Consider the following 13,649-nt stretch of genomic DNA (forward strand, 5'->3'; position numbering starts at 1 on the left):
CGCCGGATTGCCGGGGAATCTATGGCCGAAATGTGTCCAGATCGATTCGCCGGCAGAGGGGGCAGGGCGGAATTCCGCGATAATTGCGCAGAGGATGGTTAAGCCGTGAGCGAACACGTAACGACAAGCGAGGCTTCAGCAGAGCCCACTCGCCGTGATTTCCTTTATCTCACCACTGGTATGGCGGGCGCTGTCGGGGCCGCTGCTTTCGCATGGCCGTTTATCGACCAGATGCGTCCGGATGCGTCGACGCTGGCGCTTGCCTCCATCGAAGTCGATGTCGCGAGCCTCGAGCCCGGCATGTCACTGACGGTCAAGTGGCGCGGCAAGCCGATCTTTATCCGCAACCGCACGCCGGAGGAAGTGAAGGCGGCAGCCGATGTTCCGCTGACGGATCTCAAGGATCCGATCGCCCGCAATGCGAACCTTCCGCCTGAGGCGCAGGCAACCGGTGTCGACCGTTCCGGGGGCAAGGACAAGGAAAACTGGATCGTCATGATCGGCACCTGCACCCATCTCGGTTGCGTTCCGCTCGGTCAGGCCGGTGAGTACAATGGTTGGTTCTGTCCCTGCCATGGCTCGGTCTACGACACGGCCGGCCGCATTCGCAAAGGCCCTGCGCCGCAGAATCTGGCGATTCCGACCTTTTCATTTGTGTCCGATACCAAAATCAAGATCGGTTGAGGGGAGACTGATTTATGAGTGGCCATTCCAGCTACGAACCATCAACCGGCTTCGAAAAATGGGTCGATGCGCGCCTGCCGCTACCGCGCATGGTCTATGACAGCTTCGTGGCCTATCCGGTTCCCAGGAACCTGAACTATGCTTACACCTTTGGCGCCATGCTTTCCGTCATGCTGATCGTGCAGATCCTGACGGGCGTCGTGCTCGCCATGCATTATTCGGCCGACACGACGATCGCTTTCAACTCTGTTGAAAAGATCATGCGCGACGTCAACCATGGCTGGCTGCTGCGCTACCTGCATGCCAACGGCGCATCCTTCTTCTTTGTCGCCGTCTACCTGCACATCGCCCGCGGTCTCTATTACGGCTCCTACAAGGCGCCGCGCGAAATTCTCTGGATTCTCGGTGTGGTCATCTACCTGCTGATGATGGCGACGGGCTTCATGGGCTACGTCCTGCCCTGGGGACAGATGTCCTTCTGGGGCGCGACCGTCATCACCGGCTTTTTCTCGGCCTTTCCGCTGGTCGGCGAATGGGTGCAGCAGTTCCTGCTCGGCGGCTTTGCCGTCGATCAGCCGACGCTGAACCGCTTCTTCTCGCTGCACTACCTGCTGCCCTTCATGATCGCCGGCGTCGTCGTCCTTCACATCTGGGCCCTGCACGTCACCGGCCAGACGAACCCGACCGGCGTCGAAGTCAAGACGAAGACGGACACGGTGCGTTTCACGCCCTATGCGACGATGAAGGATGCGCTCGGCGTCTCCGTCTTCCTGCTGGTCTACGCCTATTTCGTCTTTTACCTGCCGAATTTCCTCGGCCATGCAGACAACTACATCCCGGCCGACCCGTTGAAGACGCCGGCTCACATCGTGCCGGAATGGTACTTCCTGCCGTTCTACGCGATGCTGCGTTCGATCACCTTCAACATCGGCCCGATCGACTCCAAGCTCGGCGGCGTCCTCGTGATGTTCGGCGCGATCATCGTGCTGTTCTTCCTGCCCTGGCTCGATACGTCGAAAGTTCGCTCGGCGGTCTACCGCCCCTGGTACAAGCTGTTCTTCTGGCTGTTCGTGATCAACGCGATCATCCTCGGCTGGCTTGGCTCACAGCCGGCGGAGGGCAGCTACGTGATCGTTTCGCAGATCTGCACGCTTCTCTATTTCGCATTCTTCTTAGTCGCAATGCCGGTTCTCGGCCTGGTCGAAACACCGCGCCGCATTCCGAACTCGATCACCGAAGCGGTGCTCGAAAAGCGCAACAAGACTGCTGCTGCCGGTGCGGCGGCCAATGCCTAAGCGAGCGACGGAAGGGAATAGAACCATGAAAACGCTTGTTGCAAGCATTCTGCCGCTCGCCGTCGCCGCCCTGCTCGGCAGCGCCGCTTTCGCTGAGGAAGCGGCTCCTGCGAATGGCGCCGCCCCCGCCCATCACGAGGAAGGTGCGACGCCGCACTATCCGCTGAAGGAGCCGAAGGAGCAGGAATGGACCTTTGCCGGCCCGTTCGGCCATTACGACAAGGCTCAGCTCCAGCGCGGCCTCAAGGTCTACACCGAAGTCTGTTCGGCCTGCCATTCGATGAGCCTGGTGCCTTTCCGCATGCTCGACGAGCTCGGTTATTCCGAAGCACAGGTGAAGGCGTTCGCGGCGAATTACGAAGTTCAGGACGGTCCGGACTCGGCCGGGGAAATGTTTAGCCGCAAGGCCGTGCCTTCGGATCATTTCCCGTCGCCCTTCGCCAATGCCGAAGCCGCGGCCGCTTCCAACAACGGTGCGGCTCCGCCTGACTTTTCGCTGATCGCCAAGGCCCGCGAAGTCGAGCGCGGCTTCCCGCAATTCGTATTCGACATCTTCACGCAGTATCAGGAAAGCGGCCCGGATTACATCTATTCGCTTCTGACCGGCTATGAAGAGCCGCCGGCCGGCTTCGCAGTGGCGCAGGGCGCGCATTATAACCCGTATTTCCATGCTGCCGCCGTTCTCGCCATGCCGAAGCCGCTCTCCGACGGCCAGGTCACTTATGACGACGGCGCGCCGGCGACCGTCGACCAGTATGCCAAGGACGTTTCCGCTTTCCTGATGTGGGCCGCAGAGCCGCATCTGGAGGAGCGTAAGCGCACCGGCTTCATGGTGATGATCTTCCTGGCGATCTTCACGGTGCTGATCTACCTGACGAAGCGCTCGGTCTACGCCAACAAGGAGCATTGAGCGCTCCTTGTCTGAATTCGAAAGGCGGCTCACGGGCCGCCTTTTTTGTGGCCGGCGATTCCATCGGCTCGGCCGACGGATCGTCTCCGAAAGCCGCTTGCACGCCCAGGTCATGCACTGCAGCGACGCGCGTCTTTTCTGACGCGCAAGGGCGCCGTAGCGCCTTGAACTGCCGGATAATTTTATCCCTAAATCGATTTCGATTTGAGGAATTATGCAGTAGGGTGCGGGCCGTTTCATGCCCTCGCAGATATGGACTTTCCATGGATAATACGACGTCGGAGCTCGCAGCCAGCATCCGTTCCATCCCAGACTATCCGAAGCCCGGAATCATTTTCCGTGACATCACCACGCTGCTCGGCAATCCCCGCGCCTTCCGCCGGGCGGTCGATGAACTCGTGCAGCCCTATGCGGGAACGAAGATCGACAAGATTGCCGGCATGGAGGCGCGCGGTTTCATTCTCGGCGGCGCGGTGGCGCATCAGCTTTCCTCGGGCTTCGTGCCGATCCGGAAGAAGGGCAAGCTGCCGCATGACACTGTTCGCATCGCCTACAGCCTGGAATATGGCGTGGACGAGATGGAGATGCATCGCGATGCGATCGAGCCCGGCGAGAAAGTGATTCTGGTCGACGATCTGATCGCCACCGGCGGCACGGCTGTCGGGGCTACGAAGTTGCTGCGCCAGATCGGCGCGGAGGTGGTCGGCGCCTGCTTCGTCATCGATCTGCCCGATCTCGGCGGCCGCCGGAAGCTGGAAGAACTCGGCGTCAGCGTGCACACGCTGGTCGAATTTTCCGGACACTGAGCCCGCCCTCGTTGCTGGCGGCCTCAGTCGTACTCGAGGACGCCGCTTTCGAAGCGCATGACGGGATCGCCGTTTTGATTGACGCCTTCGCAAAGGATGGTGTTGAGATGCCAGCCCGGCCGCGACGCGAGGGGCCGGCTGGAGAGGAGGGCGACGGAGTACGTCACGACGTCGCCTGGGAAGATCGGCCGCAGCCACTGCAGTTTCTGGAAACCCGGCGAAGGGCCGAGGTTCGGTGCCGCCAGCCCTCTCTGCGCGAGGGCGACGCTCTGACGTTTCCAGAAGGCGAGGAAGGTGTGCATCCAGGCGGCGGTGGTGTGCCAGCCCGAGGCGCAAAGACCACCGAACAGGGTTTCCTTGGCGGCTTCCTTGTCGACGTGAAAACGCTGCGGATCGTAGCGCGTCGCGAAGTGGATGATGTTTTCCTCGGTGAAGACGTAGCTGCCGATCACGGCCTTTTCGCCGACGGCGTAAAGTTCGGACATTCTCATGCTGTAATCTCCGGGCTCATGCTGATGCCTGGGGCAGGGCGCATGCGGATCATGACCGAGTTTTCCGAGAGACAAACAAGTTCGCCGCGCTGATTTTCCACTTCGTGGCGGAACTTGGCAATGCCGATGCCGGGCCGCGAGCGCATCGGCCGGGCTTCAAGCACCGTCGAGTGGCCCTGCAGCGTGTCGCCGGCCAGTACCGGCTTTCGCCATTCCATCAGATCGATGCCGGGCGCACCCTCGCAGAGTGCGTTCAGGATGTAGCTGTCGGCCATCATGCGCATCAGCATCGCGGACGTATGCCAGCCGGAGGCGGCGAGACCGCCGAGAAGGCTGGCGCGGCCAGCAGCCTCGTCGAGATGCATCGGCTGCGGATCGAATTCGCTGGCGAATTCGATGATCTCCCCGGCGCTCACCAGCTTCGGGCCGAGGGGAAAGCGGCGGCCGGGCTCAAAATCCTCGAAGGAAAGCTTTTCCGCCGACATTCGCTCCTCCGTCATATGCAGCGCCTAGAACAGGATGATTTTAGGCCGAATCGGCCCTAAAAATCTGAATGCTATTCTACATTAAAGAGTTAGAGCATGATGTCGCCCGAAAACCGCTCACACTTTTCGGCATCATGCTCTATTGCTTACAATAGCATCCGCGCGGGCTCAATGATTCCGGGGAGATAAACCGGCATGACGGAACTGAAGTCGATACTCGACGAGGCGGCGCGCCAGGGGCTGATTTCGCAGGAGGCGGGCGGGCGGCTTCTGCCTTTTCTGACTGAGCGCGGCGTGGCGGTTGTTGTCGAGCCGCAGCCGACAGCCGCCGACGGGCTGGCTTGGTCGGACACGGAGACGCCGCGCTTCGTGCGCGGGTTTCACGACGTGCTGATCACCATCGGCGTCGTCGTGGCGCTCGGCGGCCTCTGGGGGCTTTCGGCACTTTATGCTGTGCTTCCCGCGATCATCGTCCTTTCGGAAATCCTGGTGCGCCGCCAGCGGCTCGCTCTGCCAGCCGTTAGCCTGACGATCGCGCTGTTCTGCTGGACCTGCCTGCTGATGTCGCGATTCTTCCCCCCGTGGACGCCGACCGCTACATCCTTCGGAGCGGAGGCGACGCAGTTCGTCGCCGGTTTCCCGATCATTCTCGGCGCCTATTATGCCCGCTACCGGGTACCGCTTTCGCTGGCGCTCTCGATCATGTCGGCGCTTGCCTTCGTCCTCACCCTGCTTTTGCGCGTGGTACAGTGGGCAAGCGGCAATCCGGCGTTTTTCCTCGATCATCCCATCGTGCTGGCGCAGGTTGCCCTCGTCTGCGCGCTCGGACTGTTTGCGGTGGCGCTATATTTCGATATTGGCGACCGGCTGCGGCGGACAATGCGTTCGGATATCGCTTTCTGGCTGCATCTCGGCGCGGCGCCAGCCCTGCTCTACAGCACTGTTTCCCTGCTGTCGTTCGGGGAAGACGTTCGCATCTTCGACGTCGCGAACATGTCGTCGCGGACACCTGTGGTCGTCGCGACGGTGGCGATGCTGATGCTGATCGGTCTCATCATCGACCGGCGCGCCTTCGTCACTTCGGGGCTGCTGTCGCTCGGCGTTGCGATCTTCAGCGTCTTCCGGCAGGGAAGCGCCACGGTCGACACCTACATCTTCACGACGCTGATTATTGTCGGTGCGATTGTATTGATCATCGGCACCGGCTGGATGCCGCTTCGACGACTGGTGCTCAGGGCACTGCCGCCGGCCATCGCAAACAGGCTGCCGCCGGGTTAAGGCGGCAGCCTCTTTTATTTAGGTATTGAAGCGGAAATGGATGACGTCGCCGTCCTGGACGACGTATTCCTTGCCTTCGTCGCGCGCCTTGCCGGCATCCTTGGCGCCGACTTCGCCGTTGAATTTGATGTAGTCGTCATAGGCGATGGTGTTGGCACGGATGAAACCGCGCTCGAAATCCGAATGGATGACGCCGGCGGCCTGCGGCGCCTTGGTGCCGCGCTCGATCGTCCAGGCGCGCGTTTCCTTCGGGCCGACGGTGAAATAGGTGATGAGGTCGAGCAGCTTGTAGCCGGCGCGGATCAGGCGGTCGAGGCCGGCCTCGTCAAGGCCGAGGGCGGACAGGAATTCCTTGGCTTCCTCCTCGGCCAGTTGGGCGACTTCGGCTTCGATCGCCGCCGAGATGATGACGGTTTCGGCGCCCTGTTCCCTGGCCATCGCGGCCACCGCTTCGGTGAATTCATTGCCGGTCGAGGCATCGCCCTCGGCGACGTTGCAGACATAGAGCACCGGATGCGACGTCAGGAGGTTGAGGCCCTTGAGGGTGGCGATCTCCTCGGTATCGAGCGTCGACAGCAGCGTTCGCACCGGCTTGCCCTCATTGAGCAGCTTCAGCGACGCTTCCATGATCGGCAGCATCGCCATCGACTCCTTGTCCTTGCCGGTGGCGCGCTTGCGCGTCTGCTCGGTGCGGCGCTCCAGGCTTTCGAGGTCGGCGAGCATCAGCTCGGTCTCGATCGTCTCGGCATCGGCAACGGGGTTGATGCGGCCCTCGACATGGGTGATGTCGCTGTCTTCGAAGCAGCGCAGCACATGCACGATCGCGTCGACTTCGCGGATGTTGGCGAGGAACTGGTTGCCGAGGCCTTCACCTTTCGAGGCGCCGCGCACCAGGCCGGCGATATCGACGAAGGAGATGCGGGTCGGGATCAATTCCTTGGACTTGGCGATGTCGGCAAGCTTGCGCATGCGCGGATCAGGTACGGCGACTTCGCCGGTATTCGGCTCGATGGTGCAGAAGGGATAATTCGCCGCCTGTGCCGCCGCCGTCTTGGTGAGCGCGTTGAAAAGGGTCGATTTGCCGACGTTCGGCAGACCGACGATGCCGCATTTGAAGCCCATGGCTTGATCCATATCTATTGGTAACTTTGCCCTGCCTATGCGGGAATGGTCGGCTCGGGTCAAGGGTTCGCGGTATGAATTGAAAAAGCAATGGCGCCCGGCTTGAAGGTAAGGCGATTTAGCCTTACCTTTAGAAAAAAGGACATATCGAACATGGCGACCCTGACAGTGACCGCAAAGGGGCAAGTCACCCTGAAAAAGGAGGTGCTTCAGCACCTCGGGATCAGGCCCGGCGATAAGATTGATGTCGATCTCCTGCCTGGTGGCAAAGTCGAGGTCGCTGCGGTAAAAACGCCGCCCGCCGCCGGCTCGATCGAAAGCTTCTTCGGAAGCCTCAGGAACAACGAGAATATCCATGCGACGCTCGAGGAGATCGACGAGGCCATAAGAGCAGGCTGGGCAGGCGAGGTCGGCAGCGGCGATGATCGTTGATACGAATGTGCTTGTGCGGGCGGCCGTGGACGACGACCCGAAGCAAACGGAACGTGCAAGGATATTGATGCGCGAGGCCGAAAGGCTGTTCGTTTCCAGCCTGCCATTTTGCGAGTTCGTCTGGGTCGTCGGCCGGATTTATCGCAAGAGCGCCTCCGAGATATCAGCGACCATCCGGCTGCTGATATCGGACAGGAAGGTCGTCTACGACAGAGCAGCTATCGAGGCTGGGTTGTCCTTCCTCGATGCCGGCGGGGATTTCGCCGATGGCGTCATCGTCTTCGAAGGCCGCAGGCTTGGCGGCGAAATATTCGCGACCTTCGACAGAAAGGCCGCCGCGATCGTCGAAAGTGCCGGGCGGGCTTGCTTGCTGCTATCGGCGGAGTGATATCCATCATTGAACTGCCGTACCGGGGGTGCAATATATTACCGCGGATATTTTTCTGCTTTCTCATGTCATCAACCGGTAGAATTTCCGATGAGTGACAACGACGTTGCCCTGAAGCCGAAGACCAAGGTGAAGCTGAAGCTGGACAAGCCGAAGCTCTACAAGGTCATCCTCGTCAACGACGATTATACGCCGCGCGAATTCGTCATCGTGATCCTGAAGGTTGTCTTCCGCATGAGCGAGGAGACCGGCTATCGGGTGATGATGACGGCGCACAAGCTCGGTTCCTGCGTGGTCGTGGTCTGCGCCAAGGACATTGCCGAGACCAAGGCCAAGGAGGGCATCGATCTTGCCAAGGAGATGGGCTTTCCGTTGATGTTCACGACCGAGCCCGAGGAATAGCCGGGCTCAGGCTCGGCGGATCTGATAGCCGGTCTTGTCCTGGATGAAGCCGCAATTCTCGTAGAAGCGAAGCGTCGCAGGATTTTTGGAGCCGGTCAGCAGCATCACCTTGTAACAGCCGGCCTTCCAGGCTTGCTCCACCGCATGGCCGATAACGGCGCCGGCATAACCCTGACGACGGTGGTCGGCGTGGGTGACGACGTTTTCGATGAGCGCATAGGAGGCGCCGCCCCGCGTCAGGTTCGGCACGACGATCTGCGTGGCGGTGGCGGCGGCGACATCGCCGGCAGAGGCAATGAAGACGGTCATGCCGGGATGGGCGAGGATGGCGGAGAAGCGCTCTTCTGCCATGGCCGTGTCAAGAACGGGATCTGTCGGGTTCAAATGGCGGTAGAGGACGGCCAGTCCCGGAAGATCGCCGGCAGTTGCGGGGCGGATGGCGAAATCATGGTCCGGCACCGGCCTCATTCCCCCTTATTGCCGAACATCTTCTTCAGCATCTCGGCCATCGGCCCGGTGGCGGGGAGTTTCGGCTGATTGCTGCTGCGGGCCTGGCGGATATGCGACTGGCCGGCCGGCTTCTTTTCGCCATCCTTGCTTTCTCGGCGCGGCTTTTCCTCCTCGGCCTGGCCGCCGAGCGCCAGCGCGATCTTGTTCATCAGCTGCGAATCCTCGTTCCGCACCAGCATCTCGGCATTGTCAGCGAGCGTGTCGAGCAGCGGTTCCAGCCAGTCCCTGTCGGCCTTGGCGAAATCGCCGAGTACATGGTTCTGCACCATTTCCTTGACGCCGGGATGGCCGATGCCGAGGCGCAGGCGCCGGTATTCCTTGCCGCAATGGGCGTCCAGCGACCTGATGCCGTTGTGGCCGCCATGGCCGCCGCCGGTCTTCAGCCGCGCCTTGCCAGCGGGAAGGTCGAGCTCGTCATAGATTGCGACAAGGTCGGCGGGCTGGAGCTTGTAAAAGCGCATCGCCTCGCCGACGGCCTCGCCGGAGAGGTTCATATAGGTCTGGGGCTTGATCAGCAGCACCTTCTCGCCGGCGAGTTCGCCTTCGGCGATCTCGCCCCTGAACTTTTTCGACCAGGGCGAAAAGCTGTGGCGCCGATGGATGGCGTCAACGGCCATGAAGCCGATATTGTGACGGTTGCCGGCGTATTTGGCGCCGGGATTGCCGAGACCCGCGATCATCAGCATGGCCTGTCTTCCTCGCTTAAGCTTTCCCGCTGTTCACCACCCGGAAAACCGCGCGATGTCAAGCGGAAAGGGCAGCATCAGTCCGGCAGATTCATGCCGTATTTCAGGAAGATCTCTTTCTGGTCGCCATCGGCGATCAGCTGGTCGAGAGCGGCCTGCATCTTGGCGCGCAGATCGTCCGGAAAGCTCTTTTCGCAGGCAATGCCCATCGGCTGAGCGGAGAGCACCGTCACCATCTCCACCGGCTGATCGGCCTTCAGCTTGTCGAAATAGAGTTCGGAGATCGGCATCATGTCGATGCGGCCGCTCAGCAGCTTGCGCAACGTCGCGTTGAAGTCGCTCGCGACGTCGAGCTTGGTGAAGCCCTTCTCCTTCAGGATCGTCTCGGTGTAGTCCTCCCGCTGCGTGCCGATCGTATATTTCTTCGCCTCGTCCAGATTGCCGGCGGTGACGCCCGAGCCCTTGCGGGTGATCAGGATATTGCGATCGATCAGTAGCGGCTCGATCCATTTGAACAGCGGGTCGCGGGCGCTGTTGTGGGCGGTGGCGAAAACGCAGGTCATTGGCGCCGTGCGGGCGAGGCCGAAAGCGCGCGCCCAGGGCAAGACCTCAATCGCGTAGTCGACCCCGATCGCCGCCATCACCTTTTCGACCTGCTCAACGGTCGCGCCCTTGATCTCCTTGCCTTCGCGATAGTTGAAGGGGGCGTAATCCTCGGTCGTGAAATTGATTGTCTGCGCATGGGCGGCGCAGGGCAACGCCAGGCATGCGAGAAGCAGGAGCTTTTTCATCGGATCATCTCGTTCGTTCTTCGTTTACGAGGCGCGCGCGACGGCCGATTGCGGGGCCATCAGTTCCTCGATGAGCTTGGCTGCGTGCTGCGGGCGATGGAAGAGGTAGCCTTGGCCATAGTCCAGCCCCATCTGATGGAGCGTGCGGCATTCCTCTTCAGTCTCGATGCCCTCGGCGATGACGGTGCAGTTCATTTTGTGGGACAGCGTGGTGATGCCTTCGATCAGCATGCGGCTCTTCTGGCGGACGTCATCGTCGCCGTCGTTGATCGCGCGGGTGAAGGACTGGTCGATCTTGATGATATCGACAGGGAAGCGGTTGAGGTAGCTGAGCGACGAATAGCCGGTTCCGAAATCGTCGAGCGCGATGCGGCAGCCGAAGCGGCGAAGCTCGGTGACGATCATGCGAATCTCGGGGTTATCGTGCATCAGCACGGCTTCGGTGATTTCAACGACGATGCGTTCGGGGCGGATGCCGTGGCGACCGACAATGGCGGCAAGCCGGGCCGGCAGAGCCGGATCGAACTGCAGCGGCGAGAAATTGATGGCGAGATAGGTATCCTGCATGCCTGATATGCGGGAAATCTTGGCGAGATTAGAGATCGCCCTTTCCATGATGATGTTGCCGACGCGGACGATTTTTCCTGTCTCCTCGGCGACGCTGATGATCTCGGCCGGCGGCATCAAGCCCTTCTGCGGATGGTTGAGGCGCATCAGCGCTTCAAAACCGGCAATACCGCGGCCGTTCAAGTTGACGATCGGCTGCAGGAAGGCCTCGAACCAGTTGTCGACGAGGCCGGCTTCGATATTGGCCTCGATCTCGGCGCGGCTGCGGGCGCGGTCGAGCATGGCATTGTTGAAGAGCTGTGCTCCATTCTTGCCGTCGCGCTTCTTGGCATACATCGCCATGTCGGATTTCTGCAGCAACTCGGCCGCGGTCGCGGCATGATGCGGATAGATAGCGATGCCGATGGAGGCGCTCAGATGCATGTCCGGGGCAAATGGCGTTTCGAAGATCGAGGCGATCTGCTCGCACATCGCCTTGGCGCGCCTTTCGGCGTCCTTCGCCGGCAGCAGGATGGCGAATTCGTCGCCGCCGAGACGAGCTGCCTCGTCGAAGGGAGCAAGATGGGTCTTCAGGCGGGCAACCAGCTCGATCAATGCCCTGTCGCCGGCGGCATGGCCCATATTGTCGTTGATCCACTTGAAGCGGTCGAGATCGACGAAGAGGCAAGCGAGCTCCTGGCCGACGGCGTCTGCCGCGGCGATCTTGCTGTCGAGCACGGCTTCGAAACCCTGGCGATTGAGAAGCCCGGTCAGGTGATCGGTGATTGCCTGACGATGGTTGCGATCCTCGGAGGCCTTGAGCTCGGTCACATCGGTCATGACCGACAGTGAAAGGCGATCGTGAGCGCCGGCGCCGGCTTCCGATTCCATGATAAGGACGTCCATGGTGCGGCCGTCCAGGCAGACGAACTTGACGGTAACCGCCATACCGCTTTCGGCCCGGCGACGCTTGACGAACTTGTCGCGGGTATTTGCCGTGACGAGATCGGCGAAGTTGCGGCCGATGACGGCGGCGCGATCATAGCCGGTGGCTAGCAGCCAATAGTCGCTGACGGCAGTAATGCGGTCTTCCTCGTCGAGCGAGAAGAGCATGGCGGGGGTGAGATTGTAGATATCGGTGGCGCGGCGATGGGCGAGCTTCAGCTCCTTCTCCTCGCTTTCAAGCTTGGTCTGCATCTCGTTGAAGCTGCGGGCAAGCCGTCCCATCTCGTCGTTCGACTGCCAATCGACGTGATGGCGGGAGCCGAGCTGACGGGTCGCCTCGATCGCCGCCGTCAGCCGCATCAGCGGCTGGATGACGAAGAAGCGGTTGCCGATCAGCGCGGTGCCGAAAACGGTCAGAACCGCGAAAATGAAGATCGAAATGAAGACGACCTCTTCCTGCTTCAGGCCGGAAAACAGGCCGAGGGCGGGATAGTAGACACTGATGCTGCCGAGATTCTTCGGGCCATCGATGGTGTTGTAGATGATGGCGCGCGACACCTGCACGAGCTTGCCATCGAAGGAGCGCGGAATGGTGGACTGGCTGACGTCGAGCTGGCCGGATTGGTCGCGCACATCGACCTTGACAATGGCGCCCTGGGAAACGACCGTCGCGCTGATCTGGGTGACGCTTTCTTCATCGAGATCCCAGAGGGGCTTTGCCAGCGCCTGGGCATTGGCGACAAGAAGAACCGAGATATGGTCGCGTATTTCCTTGTCGGCTCGCTCCGAGGAAAGAAAAAGAAAGAGAACAAAGAGAGGAGCGACAAAAACAAGCAGCGCTCCGCAAACAATCCCAAAAAACCTGTTCTCAACGGAATTGTTCATGGTTCCGTCTTCTCCCCCAGACCGGCCATATTTGCTGTCGCGCGTTCGGGCCGGCTTCATCGCAGCTGACGGGGCATGCTTTCACGAATACGTTAAATGTTGCTGAAACGCCTTGCGGGCAACGAAAAGCCCGCCTCCCCAGTTCACGGGAAGGCGGGCCATATGCTTTACAAATTGGTCGAAGCGATCAGGCTTCGCCTTCGCCTTCGCCTTCAGCTTCCACTGCGCTCTCGTCGACGCCGGCCGCCGGAGCGACGATGGTCGCGATCGTGAAGTCGCGGTCGATGACCGGGGTCACGCCCTTCGGCAGGGTGACATCCGAAATATGGATGCTGTCGCCGATCTTCTTGCCGCTGAGGTCAATGTTGAAGAATTCCGGGATCGCATCGGCCGGGCAGTGAACTTCGACCGAGTGGCGGACGATGTTCAGTACGCCGCCGACCTTGAGGCCCGGGGACTTCGCTTCATTGGTGAAGTGAACCGGGATTTCGACGCTCACCTGGGTGTTGCCGGAGACGCGCAGGAAGTCGACATGCATCGTGAAATCGCGGACCGGATCGAGCTGGTAGTCCTTCGGCAGAACCTTGTACTTCTTGCCGTCGACTTCGATCGTTGCCACGGTGGTCATGAAACCGCCGGCATGAATGCGCTTCGTCACCTCATTGGTGTTGAGAGCGATGGCAATGGGGGCCTGCTTGTCACCATAGATGACAGCGGGAATCAAACCGTTGCGGCGAAGTTCACGGGCGGACCCCTTACCAACCCGTTCGCGCGCCTCGGCCTTGAGCTCGTAAGTTTCCTGGCTCATGGCTATTCCTTTCGAGGTTATTTGGAGAGTCCGGCGGCGGGCAGGAGCCTTGTTCCGTCGAACCGGAGGCGGGTTTTCCCAGCCTCATCCGCGTTGCCTCCAAGGGTGTCTACGCGGACCGGTGGCCTATATTATAAGTCGCTCGTAAACGCAAGTTGCCGATTCAGGCTGTTTTCCGGCGATAT

The 13,649-nt window shown here is 60.8% G+C and carries 16 protein-coding genes; 8 read left to right on the forward strand and 8 right to left on the reverse strand.

What is annotated here, in order from left to right; translation table 11 throughout:
* Nucleotides 1–105: 105 nt before the first annotated feature.
* From petA to PYR71_RS09635, 4 genes are all read left to right on the forward strand, one after another.
* On the forward strand, nucleotides 106–684 hold the full coding sequence (gene petA / locus PYR71_RS09620) for a ubiquinol-cytochrome c reductase iron-sulfur subunit (protein WP_275619166.1): 579 nt from the start codon (nucleotides 106–108) through the stop codon (nucleotides 682–684).
* A 14-nt stretch (nucleotides 685–698) separates the two neighbouring features.
* Nucleotides 699–1,979, forward strand: coding sequence for a cytochrome b (locus tag PYR71_RS09625; RefSeq protein ID WP_275619167.1), 1,281 nt, complete (start codon nucleotides 699–701; stop codon nucleotides 1,977–1,979).
* Nucleotides 1,980–2,004: 25 nt separating this feature from the next.
* Nucleotides 2,005–2,889, forward strand: a complete 885-nt coding sequence (locus PYR71_RS09630; protein ID WP_183912429.1) for a cytochrome c1 — start codon at nucleotides 2,005–2,007, stop codon at nucleotides 2,887–2,889.
* A gap of 263 nt (nucleotides 2,890–3,152) precedes the next feature.
* A complete protein-coding gene (locus tag PYR71_RS09635; protein WP_097578578.1) occupies nucleotides 3,153–3,695 on the forward strand; it encodes an adenine phosphoribosyltransferase in 543 nt (180 codons plus the stop codon).
* Nucleotides 3,696–3,718: 23 nt separating this feature from the next.
* On the opposite strand, the gene PYR71_RS09640 is transcribed toward PYR71_RS09635, so the two are convergent.
* On the reverse strand, nucleotides 3,719–4,186 hold the full coding sequence (locus tag PYR71_RS09640) for a MaoC family dehydratase (protein ID WP_275619168.1): 468 nt from the start codon (nucleotides 4,184–4,186) through the stop codon (nucleotides 3,719–3,721).
* A complete protein-coding gene (locus PYR71_RS09645; protein ID WP_275619169.1) occupies nucleotides 4,183–4,671 on the reverse strand; it encodes a MaoC family dehydratase in 489 nt (162 codons plus the stop codon). Before PYR71_RS09645 ends, PYR71_RS09640 begins: the two co-directional genes overlap by 4 nt.
* 195 nt (nucleotides 4,672–4,866) lie before the next feature.
* Between PYR71_RS09645 and PYR71_RS09650 the strand changes: the two genes are divergently transcribed.
* Complete coding sequence (locus PYR71_RS09650) at nucleotides 4,867–5,949, forward strand: hypothetical protein (protein WP_275619170.1); 1,083 nt, start codon at nucleotides 4,867–4,869, stop codon at nucleotides 5,947–5,949.
* Nucleotides 5,950–5,967: 18 nt separating this feature from the next.
* On the opposite strand, the gene ychF is transcribed toward PYR71_RS09650, so the two are convergent.
* Nucleotides 5,968–7,071, reverse strand: a complete 1,104-nt coding sequence (ychF, locus tag PYR71_RS09655) for a redox-regulated ATPase YchF (protein ID WP_183912437.1) — start codon at nucleotides 7,069–7,071, stop codon at nucleotides 5,968–5,970.
* A gap of 153 nt (nucleotides 7,072–7,224) precedes the next feature.
* On the opposite strand from ychF, the gene PYR71_RS09660 reads away from it, so the two are divergent.
* From PYR71_RS09660 to clpS, 3 genes are all read left to right on the forward strand, one after another.
* The gene (locus tag PYR71_RS09660; RefSeq protein ID WP_097605064.1) at nucleotides 7,225–7,503 is read left to right on the forward strand and encodes an AbrB/MazE/SpoVT family DNA-binding domain-containing protein; all 279 of its coding nucleotides are present in this window, start codon (nucleotides 7,225–7,227) and stop codon (nucleotides 7,501–7,503) included.
* Nucleotides 7,493–7,891 (forward strand): type II toxin-antitoxin system VapC family toxin, encoded by a 399-nt coding sequence (locus PYR71_RS09665; RefSeq protein ID WP_275619171.1) that lies wholly within the window; start codon nucleotides 7,493–7,495, stop codon nucleotides 7,889–7,891. The genes PYR71_RS09660 and PYR71_RS09665 overlap by 11 nt, the downstream gene beginning before the upstream one ends.
* Nucleotides 7,892–7,981: 90 nt before the next feature.
* Nucleotides 7,982–8,293, forward strand: a complete 312-nt coding sequence (gene clpS, locus PYR71_RS09670) for an ATP-dependent Clp protease adapter ClpS (RefSeq protein WP_183912441.1) — start codon at nucleotides 7,982–7,984, stop codon at nucleotides 8,291–8,293.
* 6 nt (nucleotides 8,294–8,299) lie between these two features.
* Here clpS and PYR71_RS09675 read toward each other — a convergent pair whose 3' ends face one another.
* The 5 genes from PYR71_RS09675 to PYR71_RS09695 form a co-directional block, all read right to left on the reverse strand.
* Nucleotides 8,300–8,761 carry a GNAT family N-acetyltransferase gene (locus tag PYR71_RS09675; RefSeq protein ID WP_275619172.1) on the reverse strand — a complete coding sequence of 154 codons (462 nt, stop codon included), beginning with the start codon at nucleotides 8,759–8,761 and terminating at the stop codon, nucleotides 8,300–8,302.
* The gene (gene pth / locus PYR71_RS09680) at nucleotides 8,758–9,489 is read right to left on the reverse strand and encodes an aminoacyl-tRNA hydrolase (RefSeq protein WP_275619173.1); all 732 of its coding nucleotides are present in this window, start codon (nucleotides 9,487–9,489) and stop codon (nucleotides 8,758–8,760) included. Before pth ends, PYR71_RS09675 begins: the two co-directional genes overlap by 4 nt.
* Nucleotides 9,490–9,566: 77 nt before the next feature.
* Nucleotides 9,567–10,280, reverse strand: a complete 714-nt coding sequence (locus tag PYR71_RS09685) for a substrate-binding periplasmic protein (protein WP_275619174.1) — start codon at nucleotides 10,278–10,280, stop codon at nucleotides 9,567–9,569.
* Between the two features lie 24 nt (nucleotides 10,281–10,304).
* Nucleotides 10,305–12,656, reverse strand: coding sequence for an EAL domain-containing protein (locus PYR71_RS09690; protein ID WP_275619175.1), 2,352 nt, complete (start codon nucleotides 12,654–12,656; stop codon nucleotides 10,305–10,307).
* Between the two features lie 187 nt (nucleotides 12,657–12,843).
* Complete coding sequence (locus tag PYR71_RS09695) at nucleotides 12,844–13,464, reverse strand: 50S ribosomal protein L25/general stress protein Ctc (protein ID WP_275619176.1); 621 nt, start codon at nucleotides 13,462–13,464, stop codon at nucleotides 12,844–12,846.
* Nucleotides 13,465–13,649: the final 185 nt, after the last annotated feature.

It is taken from the genome of Rhizobium mulingense (assembly GCF_029194105.1).
GTDB lineage: Bacteria > Pseudomonadota > Alphaproteobacteria > Rhizobiales > Rhizobiaceae > Rhizobium > Rhizobium mulingense.